The organism is Hoylesella enoeca JCM 12259, from assembly GCF_000613405.1.
Classification (GTDB): domain Bacteria; phylum Bacteroidota; class Bacteroidia; order Bacteroidales; family Bacteroidaceae; genus Prevotella; species Prevotella enoeca.
In genome coordinates, this window is record NZ_BAIX01000001.1 from 21895 (window position 1) to 46620 (window position 24726).

The 24726-nt window shown below is 44.6% G+C and carries 17 protein-coding genes and 3 pseudogenes; 15 read left to right on the forward strand and 5 right to left on the reverse strand.

Going from position 1 to position 24726, the window contains the following annotated elements:
• The first annotated feature begins 11 nt into the window (after positions 1 to 11).
• From JCM12259_RS00090 to JCM12259_RS15655, 5 genes are read left to right on the forward strand one after another with little or no spacing between them, the layout of a single operon-like run.
• Entirely contained in the window at positions 12 to 992 is a 981-nt protein-coding gene (locus tag JCM12259_RS00090; protein WP_025064946.1) for a YitT family protein, read from the forward strand.
• Positions 989 to 1615, forward strand: a complete 627-nt coding sequence (locus JCM12259_RS00095) for a non-canonical purine NTP diphosphatase (RefSeq protein ID WP_025064947.1) — start codon at positions 989 to 991, stop codon at positions 1613 to 1615. The genes JCM12259_RS00090 and JCM12259_RS00095 overlap by 4 nt, the downstream gene beginning before the upstream one ends.
• Complete coding sequence (gene porZ, locus JCM12259_RS00100; RefSeq protein ID WP_036888297.1) at positions 1594 to 3612, forward strand: type IX secretion system anionic LPS delivery protein PorZ; 2019 nt, start codon at positions 1594 to 1596, stop codon at positions 3610 to 3612. Before JCM12259_RS00095 ends, porZ begins: the two co-directional genes overlap by 22 nt.
• 15 nt (positions 3613 to 3627) lie before the next feature.
• Positions 3628 to 4596, forward strand: coding sequence for an acyltransferase family protein (locus JCM12259_RS00105; RefSeq protein ID WP_051559015.1), 969 nt, complete (start codon positions 3628 to 3630; stop codon positions 4594 to 4596).
• On the forward strand, positions 4593 to 5612 hold the full coding sequence (locus JCM12259_RS15655) for a glycosyltransferase (RefSeq protein WP_025064950.1): 1020 nt from the start codon (positions 4593 to 4595) through the stop codon (positions 5610 to 5612). Before JCM12259_RS00105 ends, JCM12259_RS15655 begins: the two co-directional genes overlap by 4 nt.
• Positions 5613 to 5753: 141 nt before the next feature.
• Here JCM12259_RS15655 and JCM12259_RS00115 read toward each other — a convergent pair whose 3' ends face one another.
• Both JCM12259_RS00115 and miaB read right to left on the reverse strand, forming a co-directional pair.
• Positions 5754 to 6422, reverse strand: a complete 669-nt coding sequence (locus JCM12259_RS00115; RefSeq protein ID WP_025064951.1) for a lipocalin-like domain-containing protein — start codon at positions 6420 to 6422, stop codon at positions 5754 to 5756.
• Between the two features lie 55 nt (positions 6423 to 6477).
• A pseudogene (miaB, locus tag JCM12259_RS12900) lies at positions 6478 to 7790 on the reverse strand (tRNA (N6-isopentenyl adenosine(37)-C2)-methylthiotransferase MiaB).
• 298 nt (positions 7791 to 8088) lie between these two features.
• Between miaB and JCM12259_RS00130 the strand changes: the two are divergent.
• The 10 genes and pseudogenes from JCM12259_RS00130 to JCM12259_RS00175 all read left to right on the forward strand — a co-directional run bounded on the left by JCM12259_RS00130 (position 8089) and on the right by JCM12259_RS00175 (position 21343).
• The gene (locus JCM12259_RS00130) at positions 8089 to 9576 is read left to right on the forward strand and encodes a sulfatase family protein (RefSeq protein ID WP_234396494.1); all 1488 of its coding nucleotides are present in this window, start codon (positions 8089 to 8091) and stop codon (positions 9574 to 9576) included.
• A 31-nt stretch (positions 9577 to 9607) separates the two neighbouring features.
• The gene (locus JCM12259_RS00135) at positions 9608 to 12784 is read left to right on the forward strand and encodes a SusC/RagA family TonB-linked outer membrane protein (protein ID WP_025064953.1); all 3177 of its coding nucleotides are present in this window, start codon (positions 9608 to 9610) and stop codon (positions 12782 to 12784) included.
• 14 nt (positions 12785 to 12798) lie between these two features.
• Positions 12799 to 14502: a RagB/SusD family nutrient uptake outer membrane protein gene (locus JCM12259_RS00140; protein ID WP_025064954.1), complete on the forward strand. Its 1704-nt coding sequence runs from the start codon at positions 12799 to 12801 to the stop codon at positions 14500 to 14502.
• A 48-nt stretch (positions 14503 to 14550) separates the two neighbouring features.
• The gene (locus JCM12259_RS00145; protein WP_148299520.1) at positions 14551 to 16485 is read left to right on the forward strand and encodes a heparinase II/III family protein; all 1935 of its coding nucleotides are present in this window, start codon (positions 14551 to 14553) and stop codon (positions 16483 to 16485) included.
• Between the two features lie 5 nt (positions 16486 to 16490).
• Positions 16491 to 17722, forward strand: a pseudogene (locus JCM12259_RS12905) (glycoside hydrolase family 88 protein).
• 333 nt (positions 17723 to 18055) lie between these two features.
• The gene (locus tag JCM12259_RS00155) at positions 18056 to 19366 is read left to right on the forward strand and encodes a hypothetical protein (protein WP_025064956.1); all 1311 of its coding nucleotides are present in this window, start codon (positions 18056 to 18058) and stop codon (positions 19364 to 19366) included.
• 52 nt (positions 19367 to 19418) lie between these two features.
• The gene (locus JCM12259_RS00160) at positions 19419 to 19781 is read left to right on the forward strand and encodes a hypothetical protein (protein WP_025064957.1); all 363 of its coding nucleotides are present in this window, start codon (positions 19419 to 19421) and stop codon (positions 19779 to 19781) included.
• A complete protein-coding gene (locus tag JCM12259_RS00165; RefSeq protein ID WP_148299521.1) occupies positions 19774 to 20283 on the forward strand; it encodes a hypothetical protein in 510 nt (169 codons plus the stop codon). Before JCM12259_RS00160 ends, JCM12259_RS00165 begins: the two co-directional genes overlap by 8 nt.
• Positions 20284 to 20641: 358 nt before the next feature.
• Positions 20642 to 20827, forward strand: coding sequence for a hypothetical protein (locus JCM12259_RS16360; RefSeq protein WP_148299522.1), 186 nt, complete (start codon positions 20642 to 20644; stop codon positions 20825 to 20827).
• 168 nt (positions 20828 to 20995) lie between these two features.
• Positions 20996 to 21343, forward strand: a complete 348-nt coding sequence (locus tag JCM12259_RS00175) for a hypothetical protein (RefSeq protein ID WP_148299523.1) — start codon at positions 20996 to 20998, stop codon at positions 21341 to 21343.
• A 174-nt stretch (positions 21344 to 21517) separates the two neighbouring features.
• Here JCM12259_RS00175 and ahpF read toward each other — a convergent pair whose 3' ends face one another.
• The 3 genes and pseudogenes from ahpF to JCM12259_RS12910 all read right to left on the reverse strand — a co-directional run bounded on the left by ahpF (position 21518) and on the right by JCM12259_RS12910 (position 24549).
• A complete protein-coding gene (ahpF, locus tag JCM12259_RS00180; RefSeq protein ID WP_025064961.1) occupies positions 21518 to 23083 on the reverse strand; it encodes an alkyl hydroperoxide reductase subunit F in 1566 nt (521 codons plus the stop codon).
• 150 nt (positions 23084 to 23233) lie between these two features.
• Positions 23234 to 23800, reverse strand: coding sequence for an alkyl hydroperoxide reductase subunit C (gene ahpC, locus JCM12259_RS00185; protein WP_025064962.1), 567 nt, complete (start codon positions 23798 to 23800; stop codon positions 23234 to 23236).
• A 165-nt stretch (positions 23801 to 23965) separates the two neighbouring features.
• Positions 23966 to 24549 (reverse strand): annotated as a pseudogene (locus JCM12259_RS12910) (superoxide dismutase).
• Between the last annotated feature and the right edge of the window lie 177 nt (positions 24550 to 24726).

A 24726-nucleotide genomic window follows, 5' to 3' on the forward strand; every position in this document is an offset into this window, starting at 1 on the left:
ACATCAAAGTTATGACTATTGACCATCAAAGGATATGGAATGAGACCAAAGATTATATCTTTATTACCTTAGGAATTATCATTTATGCCTTTTCTTGGGCCTTTTTCCTCCTGCCATACGAGATCGTTGCAGGTGGTGTTACAGGTATGTCGGCCATTATTTTCTATGCAACGGGCTTCCGGGTAGAGAACACTTATATCATCATCAATGTTCTATTGCTCATCGTTGCATTTAAATCGCTGGGCTTAAAGTTCCTTATGAAGACCATCTATGCTATCATAGCACTTTACTTTATACTGAAAGTTGCACAGGCGGCAGTACCTGTCGACGCAGCCGGTAACCCCGTAAAGATTCTCGGCGAAGGACAAGACTTTATGTCGCTCATCATCGGATGCTGTTTCACCGGCACATCTTTGGGCATCGTCTTTCATAACAACGGAAGTACGGGAGGCACAGATATCATTGCAGCTGCCGTCAATAAGTACCACAACTTTTCAATAGGTCAGGTGCTGATATTCGTCGATTTCATCATCATCGGTAGTTGTTTCTTCTTCCCTCAGTTCGGAACCATCATCGAAAGAACGCATAAAGTAGTCTTCGGATTCTGTACAATGGTTATCGAAAACTATATGCTCGACACCTATATGAGCCGTATGCGGCAGTCGGTTCAGTTCTTTATATTCTCTAAAAAGTATCAAGACATTGCGCAATCAATCGCTACTCAGCTCGATCGAGGCGTTACTGTGCTTGATGGTCACGGCTGGTACACGGGACAAGATATGAAAGTCTTGTGCATTTTAGCTAAAAAGAACGAGAGTACTTTTATCTTTCGAATCATCAAAATGCTCGATCCCAATGCCTTGGTAAGTCAAAGTGAAGTGATCGGTGTATATGGAGAAGGATTTGATGAGATGAAAGTCAAAGTGCCGAAAAATAATACTCTCTCTCCTACTCCACTTCAAATGGAAGAAGAAAAATTACAAAAAGAATGAAGATTGTATTCGCAACAAATAACCAAAACAAGTTATCCGAGATCCGAAATATCCTCGGCAGTGAGTTTGAAATCGTTTCTTTGCACGATATTGGATGTACAGAAGATATCCCGGAAACAGGTAATACGTTAGAGGAAAATGCTCTGATCAAAGCTCGTTACGTGTATAATAAATATGGATTAAGTTGTTTTGCCGACGATACCGGCCTTGAAGTAGAAGCACTCGGAGGTGCTCCCGGCGTGCGAAGTGCTCGCTATGACGACATAACCGACCACGACAGTGAGGCTAATATGCGCAAACTTCTTCGTGAATTAGGTAATAACAACAACCGAAAAGCACAGTTTCGCACAGTTATTGCGTTATTACTTAAAACATCAAATCAACTTATTTCTCATACATTTGAAGGAAAAATAGAAGGCCATATAGCGCTGACAAAGCAAGGAACAGCAGGCTTCGGTTACGATCCTTTATTCGTTCCCACTGGTTATCAACTATCATTTGCTCAATTGGGAATGAATATCAAGAATCAAATTTCACATCGGGCACGCGCCGTTAAACAGTTGGCCGACTATTTGCAGCAGCTCAATCCATCGTTCGGAACATGTTCTCCCAGAAACTCCTAACACTCTCATTCTGCGTGCTTTATGCACTATCAACTTCTGCCCAATCTACGCAGTGGAAGTCATACATGTCTTATCGCGATGTGAAAAGCATCGAATCAGCGGGCGAAAAGATGTTTGTTGTCGCCTCAAAAAGCGTCTTTTGTTACACCCCTACTGATAAGAGCGTCACCACCTATGATAAAGCGAGCGGGCTAAGCGACTGTTTGGTTTCACAGATAGCATGGTGTGCGCCTGCGAAAAGGCTACTCATCCTGTATGAAAACAACAATATCGATCTGCTTTCCGATAACGGTGATGTGATAAATATACCCGATTATCGCAATAAATCGATGACAACCGACAAAACAGTCAATAGCATTTACGTTGCCGGTAACAGTGCTTATCTTTGCAACGGATTCGGAATCGTGAAGCTGAATATGAAGACAGGTGAGATCAGCGATACTTATCGTCTTGGCTTCCGAGTAGATTATGCCTACATCAAAGATGCCCGTCTCTATGCATCTTCATCTTCTCACGGACTTTGGTCGGCATTACTCACGGCTAACTTATATGATAAAAGCCAATGGAAACGCGTGGGTGAACACGTACCTCGCTCTAAAACGATTGACGAAAAATTGCTGAAAGTGATTCAAAATGTCAATCCCGGCGGTCCGAAATACAATCATTTCGGATTTATGCGGTGGTATAACGGCCGCTTATATACTGTCGGAGGAGGCTTCACTTCTACCGACGATATGATGCGTCCGGGCACTGTTCAGGTGCTTGATAATGGCAATTGGCATATCTATCAAGATGAAAACATCAGTCGACTGACAGGTTATCAATTTGTGGATAACAGTGGAATAGATATCGATCCGCGTGATAATAAACGCATATTTGTATCTGGTAGAACGGGAGTTTATGAGTTTTACGATGGTAAATTCGTACAAAACTATAACAATAATGTGCCCGTTTTGAAGACAGCTTCAACTGTTCCGAACCCCAAAGACAAAGATTACGTCATCGTTCAAAGTATCAAATTCGATACAAAAGGCAATCTTTGGGCGCTCAATAGCATTAGTCCCTCTACCTCGTTAGTAGAATATAACACCGCAGGAAAATGGCTTTCGCATCATAATCCGGCTTTGATGTATGATGAAAAGAAGTCTTTGGAGAATATGAAATCGATGATTTTCGATACCGAAGGTCTGCTTTGGTTCGCCAACGATTATCATCGTACACCCTCGCTTTTCTGTTATAACACTTCGACCGACCGTCTGCTGTCTTTCAAAAGTTTTACGAATCAAGATGGAACCACTGTCAATGTTCATTACGCCAGGTGTCTTGCAGAAGACAAAGAACACCATATTTGGATGGGAACAGATGTCGGTCCGCTGCTGTTGAAGCGCGACCAAATAAACAACACGAAGCCTGTATTCACACAAATAAAAGTTCCCCGCAACGACGGAACCGATTATGCAGATTATCTTCTCAACGGAATCGACATTACATGTGTGGCTGTCGACGGTGCGAATCGTAAATGGTTCGGTACCCAAGGAGATGGAGTTTACCTGATAAGTAGCAACCATCTCACCCAGATTCATCACTTTACGGCCGACAACAGTCCATTACTCTCAAACAATATTGAGTCTATTGCCATTGATGGAAACAGCGGAGAAGTATACTTCGGAACAGAAAACGGACTCTGCTCTTACTTGAGTGATGCCACCGAACCGGCCGAAACGATGACCAAAAACAGTGTTTATGCTTATCCAAACCCCGTTCATCCTGACTACAATGGTCCCATAACGATTACCGGTTTAACGTACGATGCCGACATAAAAATCGTTACTGCGAGCGGAATACTTGTCAATCAAGGTCGCAGCAATGGCGGAATCTATCAATGGAATGGTACTGATCGCAGCGGCAAACGCGTTTCGAGCGGTGTCTATATGGTGCAAACAGCTACGCAAGAAAGTAAAAAAGGCACTGTATGTAAGATCGTTATCGTCAACTGAAAATAGCTGATTAAAATGGAGCGAATACGTTGGATCGACCTCTTACGCGGCATTTGCATCCTCGCAATATTGTTAGACCATACCGAACTCTATGCTACCGGTCGCAATATCATCTCTTATTCGCTCTACGTTATCAATGCACTCACCCTCTTTTTCTTTATCTCCGGCTATCTTTTTTATAGTCAAAACGGTTTCAATTGGCGTCGAAAACTCCGATCAATAATACTTCGTCTCATCCTGCCTTACTTCTTCTTCACCGCTATAATGGCCTTACCCAAAATGTGGGCGCACGCCGATAATACCTCTATTAACCATCTCTTGACAAGTATCCTCACCGGAAACGCCTCTTGGTTTGTGGCTGCACTCATTGTGAGCGAACTGATTTTTATGTTGATTCTGTGTGTATCACGAGGCAAAACACAGTGGATTATTCTCCTGTCCATTATCGCTTTCCTTACATCCATCCCTTTATCCACACACCATCAACCACTTTTTTGGCAATTAGACAATGCCTTTCAAGCTCTTCTTTTCCTTTGTGCAGGCTACGTCTATCACCAAAACGAATCACGTTTCAACCATTTTCACAAGTCATCATACACATACCTACTGATTATTTTATTACTGATTATAAAAATACTTGAATATAAATGGAATGTGGCTTTGTTGATCTGGCCTATCCATATTACGAATTACGCACTCTTTCTCATCGATATTTTCACTACCATTACATTAACAATGATGCTTATTCAGCGACTACCCACGAATCGACTGATTGAGTGGACAGGCGCACATAGCCTTGTTTATTACTTCCTTTGTGGTGGAGTTCCTTTGCTGTTAAGCCGTTTTACGAAATATATCGGTATCGAATACGACACGCATTATTTATTCGTCGTACTGCTCTTTGCTGCGGTTTACATCACAAGCAGCGCTCTGACGTGGATGATCTACCAATTATTCAACTTCCTAAAACAATGCCGAAGATGAACAATTGTATATCCGTCGTTGTTGTAACTTACAACCAAGAGCAAACGATCGGTCGAGCCTTAGACTCCATTTTGATGCAGAAATGCCACCTGCCGATAGAAATTTGTATCGGCGACGACTGTTCAACAGACGCTACTCAAATTGTTTGCGAACGTTATGCAACCCGTTTTCCCGACATCATTCACTATCACCGAAACGACCGAAACAAAGGAGTTATCGACAATTATTATGATACACTACTCGCGTGTAACGGCCAGTTCGTTGCCGATTGTGCAGGAGACGACTTTTGGGTAGACCCTTTGAAGCTCGAAAAAGAGGTGAGATTATTAGAAGAAAATCCATCAATCACACTCGTACATACCGCTTGGCGATACTATGACGAACCATCGAAGAGCGTTCTTCCCCACCCTATTCTTTCCGCTGAAAACAGCATTACAGACGGTCGGAGACTGTTGGTTCCAATCGCAATACAAGTAAGTTTGCCCGTTATTCACCTCTGCACCGCCCTTTATCGCAAGCAAACTTTCCTGCAAGCCTATGCCGAAGACCCGATGCTTTTCCGTAATCAAGCCTTCAAATGCGAAGATTTGCAACTTTCATTCATTATGGCATACGCGGGAAAAATTGCCTATCTTCCCGATGTTACCTTATATTATAGTACGGGAAAAACTTCTGTTTCAAATGCCGAAGACGATGAGCGTCAATTCCGTTTCGTTACAGGTGTTACCCGATTGAGCTATTATCTCATCCGCAAATACAATCTCCAAGCTCCTGAAATCAATCATTACTTCAATTATCGGATATTTGCACTCGCAATGCACGCATTCCGTTTGCAACGTAAAGAGCTGTTTGATGAAGTGAAAAAATTGCGAAAAACGTGGGGTGTAAAGGGTGATTGGCGATACAAATTGGTCAGAATGGGAGCGCCAATCCGGTTTTTCGGTCAAGGAAAAAAGCACTATCCATCCTTTGCTTTTCTGTTTTACAAGATGCTGAAAAAGTTGATACGCTCGTAAAATAAATTCCCAGTCCCTTACGATTAACGGTCTTTGGCACGCTCAAAAACCGTTAATGAGCGTGCCAAAGACCGTTAATCAGAAGCTTGTTAAGTATAAATGAGTTGACAAGGAAATAGATGAGTCAACTCATCAGTTCTTTCATTGATTTCCACTGGATAGCTTGTTCAACCGCAATCCGCATAACATTCCGTCCATACTACCAATGAGTGACGAAGCGGTTTTCAATGAAGCATTGCCCGACAAACTGCCAACGACTTTCATATACGACAACAGTTTGCTCGCATCCATCACGATGAGCAGATTCTTTCCATCAATTTGTGTCGTGCCGACAACCTGACTAACCTGCCCACCATACTTCAAAACGATATTGCTCCCGCTGATGGTATAGGTGCCTTTGAGCGCCTGTCCTTGAAGTGATTGCGTGAAATGGCCGTCTTTGTCGAATGTCATCTTCATTTCGCCGCGCTTGAATCCATAAGCGTCTAACTTGCTTTGCAAATGCTTCTCAATGATATTCGAAGCCACTTTACCGCCTGCATTCTTCAAGAAATTATGACTTTTGAAGACGATGGCAGGCTCTTGATAAGTCCAAGTGCCGATGACTTTGTCTTTCGTTGCCGCTTTATTACCAGCAAAAACAGTAGTTAATGCCGAGGTAGTGGTAACGTCAGATGTAGCCGACGACACCGAAGCAGCAGCACTTTTGACCTGATTCAAGACGTTATCCAAATTGATTTGTGCCTGCATTTCGATACTTGCCGCACACAACGCACATACAAGTGTGCTGCGCAAAATGATTTTTTTCATACTTATTGAGTTTATTATCCTGTTTCAATCGTGGTTTTCCCGCTTGTGGAAAACGTCAAATCGCCTCGCCGAAAAGCGTGGCTGAGGTGCTGCCTGTGATGCGAATGCTGACAAATTCACCAATATGATGGTTGCCTTTATCAAAGACCACCATCTTGTTTTGCTCTGTCCGGCCGCATAATTGTTCGCGACTGCGCTTGCTGGGACCCTCTACCAAGACTTCAAAAATCTTGCCTTCGTCACGCTTGTTAGCAGCTGCCGACATCTCAGTCTGCAACTTGATGAGTTCGTTGAGCCGTCGGATCTTCACCTCTTCGGGCACATTGTCGGGCAGATGTTTGGCTGCATAGGTTCCGGGACGTTCGCTATACTTGAACATGAACGCACTGTCGTAACCCACAGTACGCATCAATTCGAGCGAGCGTTGATGATCTTCTTCGGTTTCATCATGGTAACCCACGAAGATGTCAGTGGACAATCCGCAATCGGGAATCAGCTCTCGGATGGCCCGCACACGATTCATATACCATTCAACGGTATATTTCCTATTCATCAGTTTGAGTATTTTATCGCTTCCGCTTTGCACAGGTAGGTGGATATGCTTGCATACATTGGACATCTCTGCAATCACTTTGAGCGTCTCATCACTCATATCCTTGGGATGCGAAGTGGTGAATCGCACCCGCATATTAGGCACTTCGGCAGCCACCAAACGTAGAAGTTCGGGGAAAGAAACTCCTCCCTGTTTTTGGGTGCGATAACTATTGACATTCTGTCCTAACAAAGTTACCTCTTTATAACCTTGCTGCTGCAAATCGTTACTTCTTTCAGGATACTCGAAACATCACGAGAACGCTCACGACCACGGGTGTAAGGCACGATGCAATAATGACAAAAGTTATCGCAACCGCGCATAATACTTACGAAACCACCAATCTTTGCCAAACTGATCCGCTGCGGAACAACATCTCGATAAGTTTCTGTCTTCGATAATTCAATATCAATGGCCTTGTTGCCAGTCTCTACCTGCGCGATCATATCAGGCAAATTGAGATATGAGTCGGGGCCGGCCACAAGCTGTGCATGGTGATTCGCAATGAGATCGTCTCTCACTCGCTCGGCCATACAACCCAATACACCCAAGATGACATGCCTACCTTTTTTCTGTTCGGCATGCAATGTGTCGAGTCGATTATATATTTTGTTCTCTGCATTCTCTCTAACACTACACGTGTTCATAAATATCGCGTCGGCTTCTGACTCGTTTTCGCACAGTTCATAACCAGCCATTTGCATCACGGAAGCGACCACCTCGCTATCGGCCACATTCATTTGGCAACCGTAAGTCTCAATATATAATTTCTTCATTTACCGTTATTTGCATGCAAAGTTACAAATAAAAATCGAACAGATACGGTTAAGCATCAATCATGATAGGTTTTCTTCACTTTTCCGAAGGTATCGGAATGAAGCGGAAAAACGCATGTTTTGAACGATTTTGTACCTTTTTTGTACGATATCTGCTGCGAAATAGAGCGCCCGTTTATACTTTTGCATCACATCTACGAAATCAATAATAATCACCCTTAAACTTAAATGACACATCGCAAAGATGAAAACATTTAATCTTCTGATGAGCAGTCTGGTCGTTATTCCGCAATCGGGAATGGCCCAAAAAGCAAAGCCACAAATGCAACAGCGGCCTAATGTCATCTATGTTTTCCCCGACCAGTTTCGCAACTTTGCACTGGGTTTTTGGAGCCAAGAGGGCTTTCGGGATAAACTCCGCACAAAAGGCGATCCCGTGGTAACACCAAATCTCGATCGGTTTGCTCGTGAATCGGTGGTTCTTTCATCAGCTATGAGCAACTGTCCGTTGAGTAGTCCGCATCGCGGATCGCTGCTAACGGGAATGTATCCGCATCAAAGCGGTATCACACTGAACTGCAATTCCAATCGACCGAACAGTTCGTTGCGCGACGATGCCACGTGCATCAGCGACGTGATGAGCCAAGCGGGGTATGATTGCGGATATATCGGCAAGCTGCATGCACACCATCCTACACCCAACGACCCACAACGTCCCGGGCATTATGTAGAAGATCGCAATCCAGCATGGGATGCCTATACACCGAAAGAGCAACGCCACGGATTCAACTATTGGTATTCTTACGGCACATTCGATACTCACAAGAACCCGCATTACTGGGATACCGACGGCATCAAGCACGAACCGCACGAGTGGTCGCCGCTACATGAAGCTCAAAAGGCCATCGATTATATCCGCAATAAAGATCACGTGCGCGATCCTCGTAAGCCTTTCTTCCTAATGATAGGAATGAATCCACCTCACAGTCCGTATCGATCGCTGGACGACTGCATGGAAGAAGACTATGCACTCTATCGAGATAAGCCGCTCGACAGTTTGCTTATTCGTCCCAATGCCGCCAAAGATCTGGAAAAAGCCGTGGCTGTTCGCTATTACTTTGCATCTGTTTCAGGAGTTGACCGAGCTTTCGGACAGATTTTAGCAGCCCTTAAAGAGGCTGGATTAGATAAGAATACGATCGTTATATTCTCATCAGATCATGGCGAAACGATGTGTAGTCAAAACACCGAAGACCCCAAGAACTCGCCTTATGCTGAGTCGATGAATGTACCGTTCATCGTGCGCTATCCCGGAAAGATGACACCTCGCGTGGATGATCTGCTGTTGTCGTCGCCCGATATTATGCCGACCATCTTAGGAATGGTAGGTCTTGGCAAGCGTATTCCATCCGAAGTGCAAGGAAAAGATTATTCGGCACTGTTCTTCCATGCGAATGCTCGTATAAAGAAACCTGATGGCGCGCTGTATATTCAGAATGTGAATGGTGAGAAAGATGCTGCGGGTAAGATCATCTCTTATTTCCCGTCGGCTCGCGGAATCAAGACAGCCGACTACACGCTGGCTATTTATATCAATAAAAAACATCAAATAAAGGACGTTTTACTATTTGATGACAGACACGATCCATATCAAATGCACCGACTGAAACCGGAAGAACATCCTGACATTATGAGTCGGTTGTGTGCCCAAATGGGGAAGATACTTAAAGAAATCAATGATCCATGGTACACGAAACGGATTCTGTCAAATATAATTCCCTATTAATATACTTATGACTAACTTAATATTTTACTTTATGAAGAATAATAAAAGCAGTGCACTTTGGAAGAAGTTACTCTTGGGAACAACCATCTCTTTGGTTACACTGATGGCTTATGCCTCTCCCGGTGAAGTGAAAAGCAAACATGCTTTACTCACTTCCCCCGTACAAAATGCTTTTACTGTGACTGGAAATGTTAGCGACGCATTGGGTCCGATGGTAGGAGCGAGTATCATGGAAAAAGGTACCTCTAATGGAACCGTATCCGATTTGAACGGACGTTTTACGATCAAAGTGTCATCACCTGATGCCATTTTAAGTATTTCGAGCATCGGTTATTCGATGCAAGAAGTGAAAGTGAATGGTCGTAAAACCATTTCCATCATGATGCGTGAAGACCATCAGGCCCTAAACGAAGTTGTCGTAGTGGGTTACGGAACACAGAAAAAGGTGAATATGACAGGTTCTGTCTCGTCCATCAACGTGTCAAAATTGGCCGAGAGCCGTCCCATCACCAATGTATCACAAGCTTTGGCCGGTTTGGCTGCCGGTGTATCGGTAACATCCAACCATAATCAGCCAGGCAATGACAATGCATCGATCCTCGTTCGCGGACAAGGAACCCTCAACTCTTCTACTCCGCTTATCATCATCGACGGTTCGGAAGCCGGTATCAATACGGTGAATCCACAAGACATCGAGTCGATCTCCGTGCTCAAAGATGCAGCTTCATCAGCCATCTATGGGTCGCGTGCTGCCAATGGTGTTATCTTAATTACCACCAAAAGTGGTAAAAAGGGTAAGATTCAAGTAAATTACAATGGCTATGTCTCGTTTGAGTCCATCCGGAAGACACTCACACCGGTGTCTGATTATGCCACTTACATGGAGCTGATCAACGAAGGTTATCTTAATAGTGGTAAGAAAGCTCCCTTCAGTCAGAACTCTATCGACACTTGGAGAAACGATGCCGGACAAAATCCTTTAAAATATCCGAACACCAATTGGATCGACGAGACGTTTAAGAACTCTGTTTCCACCAATCATGTCGTGTCTGCTTCGGGCGGATCGGATCGCATTCGATTCTATGGTTCATTCGGTTATCTCAATAATCCGGGTGTGATGCACAATGCCGGATTCACAAAATACAATGGCCGCTTGAATATGGATGCCGACGTTAGCAAATGGTTGAACATCGGAATGCAACTCAGTGGTTATGTGGCCGACATGCAACCTGGCAATCATGAGATTGATAATGTCTTCACTTATGCGTCAGCCACCACACCGGGAATGTTGTTCCAAGCACCCGACGGACGATTCGGCGCCATCAACAACGAAGAAGATGCCGCGCAGAGTTCGGCCAATAACCCGCTGATTCGCGCCTATAAATGGTCTGGCGAGAATAGAAAGAACAACTTCCATCCGCGTTTCTTAGCTACATTAAAGCCATTGAATGGACTTTCGCTGGCATTGAGTTATTCGTATGAATTACTGGATCAGGAAGTAACTCGTAAGCCGGTGTTGCTTGAAGGATGGAATTTCTTGACCGAGCAAGCTACTTACACAACCAAAACGAAACAAACTTTTTATAATTACAATAGTAAGACAGAGCGCTACTTCAACGACGCTGTGCTGCGGTATGAGAATAAACTGCTGAAAAATCAACTTACATTCAACCTGATGTTAGGTGCCAGCCAAGAACTGTACAGATACAAGACATTTGGTGTAACAAAACAAGATTTGATCGACCTAAGCATGAACTCTCTCGATGGTGCTACCGGCCAGGCCACTGCCAACGGTAACCGGACCGAATGGGCAATGCATTCTTATTTCAGCCGATTGAATCTAAACTGGCAGGATAAATATCTCTTCGAATTCAACCTGCGTGCCGACGGCTCTTCACGCTTTCAATCCAACAAGCGCTGGGGATATTTCCCTTCGGCATCTGCGGCATGGCGTATAGACCAAGAGAAATTTATGGAGGGTGTTTTCGGAAACAAACTGAGCAACCTCAAACTGCGCATGTCTTACGGTTCGCTGGGTAATAACGCTGTGGGCAATTACGACTCACAATCGCTCTACACCAGCAATAAGGGTAAATTCAACTATGTGCTGGGTAATACCATCGCAACAGGTATGGCGCAGGCTGCACTTGCCAATCCACTGCTGACATGGGAAACGACCAAGGTTTTTGATGTGGGATTCGACTTTGGATTCTTCAAGAATCGATTCACCGGTACCTTTGATTATTTCAATAAGCGCACCACCGACATCCTTATCAATCTGCCGGCACCTGGCGTCCACGGCACTACATCGATTCCAAAAGTCAACAGCGCCACCGTTACCAACAGAGGTGTGGAGTTTACCCTGGGTTGGCAAGACCATGTAGGCGATTTCTCTTACGGCATCAGCGGCAACTTCACGTATGTGACCAACAAGGTAAATAAATTCAAAGGAACCGGCAAAGATGGTATGGCCGTGAGCGGTGCTAACCTGATATGGGAAGGACATAGCATCAACTCACAATATCTGCTGCGCGTGGATCGGCTCTTACAGACCGACGAGGATATGCAACTCGTACAACAGATGATCGACAATGCACCCATAGGAGCTGACGGCAAAAAGGTGAATCCGTTTGCAGCGTTCGGCACACCCAAAAAAGGAGACCTCCTCTACAAAGACGTCAATGGTGACGGCATCATCGACAACAACGACAAAGAGATCGTGAGCGACGGTCCCAACCCAAAGTACCTCATGGGCTTCAATCTGAATGCTGCTTGGAAAGGTTTTGACATATCCGTACTACTGCAAGGTGCATTCGGAGCGAAAGTATATTGGAAGCATGATGCTTATAACACACCCACTGTGCGCTACGGTTATCAAATCAATAAGAAAGTGGCCGACGGTCGCTGGTATGAAGGACGCACAGACGCCACCTATCCTCGCCTACTTGAATACCAAGACGAAATCAATACCAAGCAAAGCGATTTCTATCTTGAAAATAAGAGCTTCGTGAAGATTCGCAACATTCAATTAGGTTACACACTGCCTAAGTATCTCACCAATCACATGGGCATTAGCCGCGTGCGAGTGTATGGCAGTTTAGAGAACTTCTTCACTTTCACTTCCTACAAAGGCTTTGACCCCGAGGTGAGCGGCATGGCTTATCCCTCGATGAAGCAAGCAGTTATGGGTATCAATGTATCATTTTAATCAAGTATCAAATCATGAAAAAGAAATATATCATGGCCATTACGGTCGCAGCGACCTTAGCACTCACAGGATGTTACGACCTCGACCGTATGCCGGCCGATCAACTAAGCTCCAAAGAATTCTACAAAACAGAAGAGCATGCCAAAGAGGCGATGATGGCGGTATATAGCACCATGAAGGCCGATGATATCTTCGGGCTACAGTTTGCCATGGACGGACTTGGCGGCATTGCAATGGGTTATGACCATCCCTCTTATCAAGTATTTCAGCGCGGCAACTACGACGTGAAGAATGGCAAGGTATTGAGCAAGTGGAAGCATCTCTACGAGGGCATAGCTCGTGCCAACGGCGTGCTCCAAAACGTGGACCAATGCGACATGACCGATGCCCAGAAGACACAATACAAAGGCGAAGCTAAATTCATGCGCGCCCTCTATTACTTCACGCTCTTAGATTTTTGGGGCGGTGTACCTATCTACGACGAGAGTGTAGTGATCAGAGATCGTTATGACCACATGCTCAATCCGCGTAACACGGCCGATGAGGTGCATGATTTCGTCGTGAAAGATCTTGACGCCGCCATCGCCACCTTACCCGAGAAGTGGCCCAAAAACGATTACGGTCGTGCCACCAAATATGCGGCCCTGGCGCTCAAAGGCAAGGTCTATCTCTATCACAAAGATTACCAGAAAGCTGCCGATTGCTTCCGCGAAGTAATTGCCAGCGGAAAGTTTGCACTCTACGACAATTATGCCGACCTCTTCAAGCCAGGCGGCGACGAGAGTGACGAGATGATCTTCGCCATCCAGAATATGGGAGGTACAGGCACCGACAACGGCATGCCCATGTGTCTCTACATGGGAGCGCGCGAATCCTACGGCAGTTGCTGGAACAATGTCATGGTGTCGTCCCACTTCGTAGATACCTATGAATATAAAGACGGCCGACCTTTTGACTGGGACGACTGGTTCCCAGGCATCAAAACCGATGACAAGATCAAGGTAAAGACATTCCGCGCAACGATGGAAAAAGGAAAAGTAAAGACCTATCCCGCTGCCAAAGGTAAACTTCTGGAAATGTACGAGCAGCGCGATCCGCGCATGAATGCTTCCGTCTTGTTGCCTTATACCCACTACACTGGTTGGTATGCCAATGCACAAGAGGAGTGCGAATTCGTCATCGCCCCATCGATCGTCAGCGGTAATGGTTACGTGCGCGTCAACGGCAACTATGAGAACTATCTCTGGCGCAAGTTCGTTCCCGAAGGTAACATGGCAGGTGCTCTCAATAACCGTCTCCACACGCCCATCAACTTCCCGCTCATTCGTTATGCCGACGTCCTACTGATGCAGGCCGAATGCCTGAATGAATTGGGCGACATCAGCGGAGCTGTGGCATTGATCAATGAGGTGCGTGCCCGCAAGAGCGTACAGATGCCAGGGATCAACAGTGGCCCCAGCTATCTGCAAGCCACAACCAAAGATCAAGTCTTCGCACGCATCCGCCACGAACGTGCTGTGGAACTGGCCGGCGAGGGCCATAGTTTCAGCGATATGAAACGCTGGCACTTGCTCGAAACTCTCGACAAGCGGAAGGAGAAAGATATTACCGGCAAATTTCGCTATACTCGTGCCGTCACAGCGCGCGATTATCTCTGGCCCATTCCGGCAGACGAAATTGAGAAGAACGATAAACTGACACAGAACCCCGATTGGTAAGTCCACAGAGGTGGTGACAAACATCCGATTCCGATAAAAGAACAAAAGATGATCAAGAAAATAATACTACCAATCGTCTTGCTCATTGCGATAGCACTGCCGTCACTGGCCTACGAGAAACGCAACCTATTGGAGAAGGCCGCCACCGAGGCACAGGTGCGGCAGTCGCTCGTAATGAACCGTCAATGGGTGCCTTACCCCGCCTATACCGATCGCGCCGGATGGGATCGGCTCACCGGGATCAACAAGGAAACCATCATACGCGACGCCGAACGCTATCTGGACTATCACTGGACCGTGGTGCGGGCGTCAGACTATCTGGAATACGAGCGCTCGGGCAGTCGCAATGCCATGCAGAATCCCGGTAAACAAAACAGCCGGGTGTTCAGCGTGCTACTCATGGGTGAGCTGGCCGAGGGTAAGGGCCGATTCATCGACGACCTGATGAACGGTATATTGTTTTTCAGCGAGATGACATCGTGGGCTGAGTCGGCTCATCTGGCGGCCTACCAGAAGACGCATCGTGCCATGCCCGACTTCCGCGAAGATATTCTCGAGCTGCACCAAGGCGGCATGGCCCAAATGTTGTCATGGACTTACTACTTCCTGAAAGATCAATTCGACCGTATTGATCCGATGATCGCCCTGCGTCTGCGCCACGAGCTGCAACGCCGCGAACTTGATCCTTATCTGCAACGTAACGACTTCTGGTGGATGGCCACCAACTATAAAGAGGGTGTGGTGGTAAACAACTGGAATCCCTGGTGCAACGCCAATGCCCTGCTATGCTTCATGCTGTTGGAGGACAATCCCGACACACTGGCACGGGCCATCTACAAGTCGATGAAGTCGGTCGACCAGTTCCTCAACTATGTCAAGAGTGATGGTGCTTGCGAAGAAGGCCCATCTTATTGGGGCCATGCTTCGGGTAAGCTCTACGATTATCTCTCGGCGCTATCCCTCATCACGGGCGGCCGAATCAATCTCTTCGGCAATGAGCAGATCCGGCGTATGGGCGAGTATATCGCCCGCTCATACATCGGCGACGAATGGGTGGTGAACTTCGCCGACGCTTCGGCGCGTGCCGGCGAAGTCAACACGTCGCTCATCTATCGTTACGGCGTGGCGGTGAACAGCCCTACGATGAAAGCGATGGCAGCCATGCGCGAGAAAGCCAATCCCGCTAAACTACCCGGAAGCTGGATGGATCTCTATATCGGACTGGAAACGCTCCGATTCCAACCTCTCCTCAAACAAGAAGCCGGGCAGTTCCGATTCCCCGACTTCACCTGGTACCCGCAGACCGAGTTTTGCTATATGCGCAGCGGCAATGCCTTTCTGGCGGCCAAGGGCGGATTCAACAACGAGAGTCACAACCACAACGATGTGGGCACCTTTATCCTGGCCTTCGACAATGTGCCGGTGATGATCGATGCCGGCGTGGGCACCTATACCCGCCAGACATTCAGCAAAGACCGCTACAAGATCTGGACGATGCAGAGCGACTATCACAATCTGCCGATGATCAACGGCGTAGCCGAGCAGTTCGGGGCGCAATACAAGGCGCGCAACGTGAAAGCCGATGCCAAAAGCCGATCGTTCTCGGCCGACATAGCAGGGGCCTATCCTGCCGAAGCCGCGGTGCAACGATGGACCCGCTCATATCAATTGAAGAAGGACAAACTGCTCGTCTCAGACGATTTCGTGCTGAAAGAGACCCGGGTGCCCAACAAGATCAATTTCCTCACCTGGGGACAGGTGGACATCAGCCATAAAGGCCTTGTAACCATCCGCGTGAAAGGCATCACGGCCGTGCTGCAATATGATGCCGCCACCTTCGAACCCAGCATTGAGACCGTGAGCCTCACCGATCCGCGCCTGTCCAACGTGTGGGATAATGAGATTTATCGCCTGACGCTCACCGCCCGAACAATGACACCAAAGGGCATCTACAATTATGTCATCACTAAAAAGACCAAATAAAGATTATGAGAAGAAACATTCTGATCTTGTTTTTCCTGTCGTTTCTGGCAACGGCCTGGCCCAACTCAGACAACGGAGACTTGCATCTCATCAAGCAAATCATCGACAACGCCAAGACACAACTCAGCAACGAACTGACAACGATCGACCGAAGCGGTAAGCTACTCAATCCTGTCACGCTGACAAAGGACAACAAGGTGTTCTACTGCGACTATGAAGACTGGCGTAGTGGCTTTTTCCCTGGATCACTATGGTACATGTATGAGCTGACCGGCGACAACTTTTGGGCACGCAAGGCAAATGCTTTCACCCAATCCATCAAGCAAGCACAGCATCTCACAAGCCATCATGACGTGGGATTTATCATCGATAGCAGCTTCGGCAACAGTCTGCGACTGACCGGCAACCCTGCCGATAAAAATGTGATCGTCACGGCGGCGCGCTCGTTGCTCTCTCGCTTCCGTCCTGCTGCCGGCATTATTCAGTCGTGGAATGTCGATCGCGGATGGCAGTCGCGCCGAGGCTGGGAGTGTCCGGTGATCATCGATAACATGATGAATCTCGAAATGCTGTTCAACGCCACGCGTCTCTCGGGCGACTCTGTCTTCTTCAATGCTGCTGTCAGTCATGCCGACAAAACGTTGCAGAACCAGTTCCGCCCTGATGGCAGTTGCTATCATGTGGTGGACTATAACCTGACCGATGGCCACGTGCGCCATCGCCAAACAGCCCAAGCTATGCCGATGAGTCTATTTGGAGTCGCGGACAGGCATGGGCCATTTACGGATATACGATGTGTTACCGCTTCACGGGTTATCCGCGTTACCTCAACCAGGCCATCAAGACTTTCCGGATGATGAAAAATCATCCTGCCATGCCAGCCGACTGCATTCCTTATTGGGACATGAGTGCGCCTAAGATCCCTAACGAGTTGCGCGACGTATCCAGCGCAGCAGTCATTGCATCGGCATTATATGAACTCTGTACGATCGATCTCAAAAACGCCGGAGACTACAAGACTTATGCCGATAAGATCATCCGCAACCTGGCATCAGACAGATACACAGCCCGACCGGGACACAACGGCAACTTCATCTTGATGCACTCCGTGGGCAGTATTCCACATAACAACGAACTCGATAAGCCGCTCAATTACGCCGACTACTATTACTTGGAAGCCTTGGTGCGCAAGGCACAACTGGAATTATACTTCCAAAAAACATGTCAGAACCGGTAAGCTGAGAAGTCGTATACCTGTGGGGCAGCACTCGTATAGCGCTGCCCCACTACTCGTATACTTCTCAGAATAGACTATCTGACTTGTCGCATACTTATCATTACAGCCATCGAAAACACTTTCCTCCTGCATGCCATCCCCTCCTTGATCACACATCTATCCCAATACACATGGAAACATTTCAGACGCATATTTTAAATTATTAACATTAAAATTAAACAACGAATCACATCATTCGTTATATTTGCAAACACTAACCGGATAACGAGTGCAGTGTGAGGAAATGGGACAATACACCTAAACAATATCTTTAAATTCAACAAAATCGTGCGTATGGAAACAAAAAGAAAATGGATTGACAAATGGCTTACCCTCGCGAAGATGGGTATTCTATTACCGGTATGCCTCTTTTATGGATGTACCCAAATAGAAGATGGCGGAATGATCTCTATCTCGGAAGGCAAGACAAACAAAGATGCTGCTAAATTTATTCAAACTATCAACAATCAGCCTGAACAGTTAGCGGCTTATCATCGCCTTTTGGCAGGAAAGAAACCTCTGTACAATTCCGTCAAATTGAGTTATAGCACTGAATATGGAATGGTTTATTTCATTCCCTTTCAAGATCCTTCATCCCAAGTCATTAGCGGGGCAATATATTACCCCGTCGAATATGAAATGAGGGAGGATGACTCTGTAATCCTCAAAGACGCTCTACATTCACCCAAATTGGTTGATGCAGATATTTTGAATAATGAAATACCTATCACCCAACGTTTTCTCTATTCACACGAATTCGCCCATCTTGCCAAAAATGGGCTGAAAACAGAAAAGCACCTATTGGATTACGAATTTCTGAAAGATTCAGCTATTGCGGTAGACATAAACAATGCTCCAATGACAAGAACCTATCCATTTGAATGTATAGATCTTGAACTCTTTTTTATGGCAGACTATTTCGGTTACTCTCCAGGTATTATCTATGGAGTGTCAACAGAAACTATTATGGAATGGGCAAGAGATATCATTAGAAGTATGAATAGAGAACCAAACACGTGCAGATTCTATGTAACTGGTATTAGGCGCGCTTCTATTCTCATTCCACTTGAAAATGATTTAGGCTCTTACAATTCAATATTAGGATTTGTCGAAACTTTCATTCGAAACCTAAAGATGAAAGCTTTTAACAGAGACTTTCATTTAACCGTACAATATACTTTTTCTATTGCTCAACTCTCAAATTATTCAGAGCATGGAGGTTATATAGTTATTCCTGGTGGGCATAGTGGTGCTACAGGAAGCGTAGAAACAGATAATTCTAATGATAAAGATCCAAGTGGAAAAACAGCGTATGATGAATTTGAAAAAGACTGTAATTCTATACAAGAAAGTGAAGATTTAAAGACAGAGATAGATTCTTTTATGAAGATATTAGATTCAGCCAAGGAACTTAAAGGAACTAATTATCGTTATATTGAGTTCTCTGAATTTACAGATTCCGTACATCGTAACAATTCTATTGAATACGCTGTTGCGGTAGGACTCTATGACTATGGAGAAAAGAGAATATCTAAGATTCAAACAATGCATCTGCAACAAAGGCACTGTCAGCACTCAACCAAGTACTATTTTTACTGTTCATAATCATGGAAATCAAACGCCTCCGTCACCACTCGATTTAAAAGAAGTTTGTGAGATGGCTACTGATACAACACGTCGCAACTTTAAGGGGTATTTAATCTATGCTGATAAAGACTCGACCTTTTATGGACTGACTATCACAGATCGAGAAAAAGCAGCTAAACTGTTTGATTCTATAAAAGATGAAATAGCTCCAAATAACAACTTCAAAATAGATGGAAAATGCGAAAACTATTTAGAAAGCAATAACTCCCTATATGAAGGTTTCTCTTATAATGATGTGATGATAGCTAGATTAGCTCTTGTCATAAAACACTTTGGTGGAGGAATTGGTATTACCAAATATAAGAAAAAAGCGAAAAATAATATAACCACCTATGGGATAGGTAAAAATGATAAACCAGTAAAATGTGAATAATATGAAAAAGCTAATACTAATTTGTGGGCTCTTACTTATAAATGTAATCCCCCTTTGGAGTCAAATAGAAAAATCAGAAACTCGTGCTTCTGATCAAGATAAGTGTATCCAAGAACTTTTACTTGAAATAAGTAGAGGTAGTGAAAGTAGGGCATACTATATTCATCAGCCTCTATCTCATATATATGATAGGCTTAAAAATAGTTGTTTTAGAATTAAGCATATGTCTACGATGTCCGAAGGGCCGTGGAGCCAACCCGACGGAAAAGAATATATGACGGGGGTCATCCTATACAATAAGACTCTGAAAGAAATGCATCATGATAAACAAGAAGTCTATGTCGTAAGAATAGCATTGCATATATGGATCGACGATAGAAAATTCTGGAATAGTCTTCCTAACAACGCATCTTGGATGAAAGCTATTCAAGAAAAAACCAAAGATATGATCGTTGAAGATATTTCATTTAAAAAGACACAGATATACAGTGAGACAGAATAATCATGACTTATTAGAATAGACCGGATGGAATGGAAGTCATGAAATAAAATAGTATTATATGAGGAAAGTAACACTGATCTTGGGAATCTTGCTCGTAAGTGTAGTATCGCTTTATGCAAGAATAGATAAAGCGACTACACTTAGAAACAATGATAAGTGTGTAGAAGAGTTCTTACATGATATTGTGAGTACGAAAAAGTCTTATATAGGTGAACCATTATCTAAACTATATGCTAAGATAGCACACAGCTGCTTCCATATCAGACATATGTCTACGATGTCCGAAGGGCCATGGAGTCAACCAGATGGAAAAGAATATATGACAGGTGTCATCTTATACAATAAGACTCTGAAAGAAATGCATGATAGACAAGAAGTCTATGTCGTATATATAGATTTAGGTATATGGATCGACGATAGAAAGTTTTGGAATAATCTTCCCAATGATACTACTTGGATGCAAGCTATTCAAGAGCGAACCAAAGATATGATCGTCAAGGATATCTCGTTTGAAAAGACACAGATATACAGTGAGACAGAATAACCATGACTTATTAGATCGAAATAGATGGAAGATAAATATTATATGAGGAAAGTATTATTTATCTTAGGAATCTTGCTCGTAAGTGTAGTATCGCTTTATGCAAGAATAGATAAAGCGACTACACTTAGAAATAATGATAAGTGTGTAGAAGAGTTCTTACATGATATTGTGAGTACGAAAAAGTCTTATATAGGTGAACCAGTATCTAAGCTATATGCTAAGATAGCACACAGCTGCTTCCATATCAGACACATGTCTACGATGTCCGAAGGGCCGTGGAGCCAACCCGACGGAAAAGAATATATGAAAGGTGTCATCCTATACAATAAGACCCTAAAAGAAATGGATGATAAACAAGAAGTCTATGTCGTAAGAATAACTTTGAATATATGGATCGACGATAGAAAGTTTTGGAATAATCTTCCCAATGATACTACTTGGATGCAAGCTATTCAAGAGCGAACCAAAGATATGATCGTCAAGGATATCTCGTTTAAAAAGACAAGAATTTATTAGATAATAAGGACATTCAGATACAAGAATAAGAAAGGTAGGTGGAAGTAACGAATTAGTTTGCAAAACAGAATGTGACAGATATGACGAAACCACTTCTATACGTATAGAAACAAATATACATGTGATTCCGTTTTAATCCAAATGGATTTCTGTCACATTCTCATACCTCCTGAGTTAAGAGGCTATAACGCCGCGGATGCGGTCTTCAAAAGCAGAGAGAGCAGCCTTGGCACCTCCGCCCATAGCAATGATAATCTGCTTGTAAGGAACACTCGACACATCGCCGGCAGCATAGACACCTGGCAATGATGTGCGGTTGGTCTCGTCGATCTTTACTTCCCGATGAGCAGTCAGTTCCAATTGCCCATTGAATAAGTCGCTGTTGGGACTCAATCCTATCTGTACAAACACGCCATCCAGTTTGATTTCACGCTCTGCATCGGTGTTACGATCCTTCACACAAAGGGCTGTCAACTTTTCTCCATCACCCAGTACGGCAGTCGTCTGCGATGAAACGAAGATCTCTACATTACTCAGACTGCGGGCTTTCTCCTGCAAAACAGTGTCGGCACCGAGCTTATCGGCAAACTCCAACACGGTGACATTCCGACAGATTCCGGCCAAATCGATAGCTGCTTCGATACCCGAATTACCGCCCCCAATGACTGCCACATCTTTATTCCGATAAAAAGGACCGTCGCAATGGGGACAGAAATGCACACCATGACCGATATAACGAGCTTCATCTTCGACATTCAACCGACGCCAACCGGCACCTGTCGCAAGGATGACTGCGGGTGAAACAAATTCCTCGCCGCCACGAACGAATACACGTTTCTGCGTTCCTTGCAGCGCTACACGGTCTATTTTTCGATTTTCAAAGACATCGATTTCATAACGACCGATATGTTCTTTGAGATTGGCAGCTAATTGTGCACCTGTCGTTTGAGGCACGGAGATGAGATTTTCAATACCTACCGTGTCTTTCACCTGACCTCCGATGCGTTCTGCAATGATACCGACGCGCAGACCTTTGCGAGCCGAATAAATAGCGGCCGATGCTCCGGCAGGTCCTCCTCCGAGTACAATGACATCATAAGTACGTTCGATCGGTTCGCCGATAGCAGTTTCCGAACTGCCCATTCGGTCTTCTAATTTCTGCAAAAGCTCACCTAAATCACCGCGACCCGTATGAAACGGTTCGCCGTTAACAAACACCGAGGGTACGCCTTGTATGTTCCGCCGACTCACTTCGTCTTGAAACAAAGCTCCGTCAATCATTTCATTGCTGATCGAAGGATTGAGAAGCGCCATCACATTGAGTGCTTGCACAACATCAGGACAATTCGTGCAGGTGAGTGAAACATACGTTTCAAACTTTATCTCATCCTGAATAGCTGCTATCCGACAACTAATGGCCTCATCGGGAAGATTCTTTCCCTGTCCGTCTGCATTGAGTACAGCTAACAAAAGCGATGTAAACTCGTGCCCGTTAGGGATTCCACGGAAGCGAATACCTATCTCTTGTCCGTCTTTCAATAACGAAAAGGCCAACTGATGAAATTCATCTTCGACGAAAGTAACCGTGAGTCGGTCGGACGTCGATGCGAAATCATTGAGAAATTCGCGCATTTCCACTGCCTTGTCATTATCAGAACCGATGACGGCAGCTAATGTATAGTTTGATTGCAAGCCCTGAAACAGGTCGCGAACTTGACTTAAAATATTGGTATCTAACATTGAGTTCCTCCTCATTCTTCCCTCAGAGGGAAAGTAATTTCTATGGATTTATATTTTGATTGATTCGTATCAATACTCTTTTTTAAACTTCAATAAAACTCAAAAAAATAAAACCCTCCTTATGAGGGAGGGTTTTAAAGGGATTCATTCTTAGATTTTCCCTACCAAATCAATACTTGGTTTCAGTGTCTCTGCACCCTCGTTCCACTTTGCGGGACAAACTTCACCGGGGTGAGAAGCTACGAATTGAGCTGCTTTTACCTTGCGGACGAGTTCGTCTGCATTGCGTCCGATACTGTTATCCTGTATTTCACAGAGCTTGATAAGGCCTTCCGGGTCAACGAGGAATGTTCCTCGGTAAGCCAATCCTTCATCTTCCTTATACACACCGAAGCCTTTTGCCAACACAGCCAACGGATCGGCGAGCATCGTGTAATTGATTTTCTTAATGCTGTCAGAGGCATCGTGCCAAGCTTTATGTACGAAGTGAGTGTCGCAACTTACTGAAAATACCTCCACACCCATTGCTTTCAGCTCGTCGTATTTACCTGCAAGATCTACCAATTCGGTAGGACATACGAAGGTAAAATCAGCCGGATAGAAGAAGAACAGAGCCCATTTACCCTTAATATCTTCGTTAGATACTTTCTTAAATTCGCCGTTCTGAAAGGCATTTACATTAAACTCAGGTGCTTGTGAATTGATAATTGATGACATAATGATTAAGTTTTAAAACCTCTCTCCACTCCTCCCAAAAGGGAGGGAGAATCTATTGAGTTGTTAGTGAGAGGATGAATATAAATTGTTTAATTTAAATTGAAAATTCCATGAATAGTGAATCCTTACACCTTTTCAAATAAGAAGAGGGTAGGGGAGAGTCATTTACTGCATTCGCTTACCCACAACCTCCCAGTCGATAATATCCCATACGGCTGCGATATGATCCGGACGGCGATTCTGGTAATCAAGATAGTAAGCGTGTTCCCACACATCTATGCACATCAAAGGATTGAGCCACTGTGCAAAGGATTACTACCGTTAGCCTCTTTGGTAATGACCAACTTACCATTTTGGTCCTGAGAGAGCCATGCCCAACCTGAACCGAACAACGAAACAGCAGCTTGTGTAAACTCTTTTTTAAATGTTTCAAAGTCTCCGAAAAATGCATTGATAGCTTCGGCAATCTTTCCTTGCGGTACGTTTTCACTGACAGGAGACTTGAATTGAGTGAAATAAAGCGTATGATTCAATACTTGTCCTGCGTTATTGAACACCGGACCTTCGGGTGCAATCTTAACAATCTCCTCCACAGATTTGCCTTCTAACTCAGTACCTTTAATCAAATTATTGAGCGTATTGACATAATTCTGTAAGTGTTTACCATAATGAAAATTGATGGTTTGCTCGCTAATAATCGGTTCCAATGCGTTAGGTGCATACGGAAGTTGTGGCATTTGTATCGTCATAAACAATAGTAATTTAGTTAATAATATATCGTTTTAATTCTTATTCTGATGCAAAGGTATGATGATCTCACGTTGTTTCAAACAGATAAAACCTATCATCTCATTGAGATTATCTATAAACGACACTTTGAATCCCTGTTTATCAACATTCCACACGATCGTAACAAAAACACAACA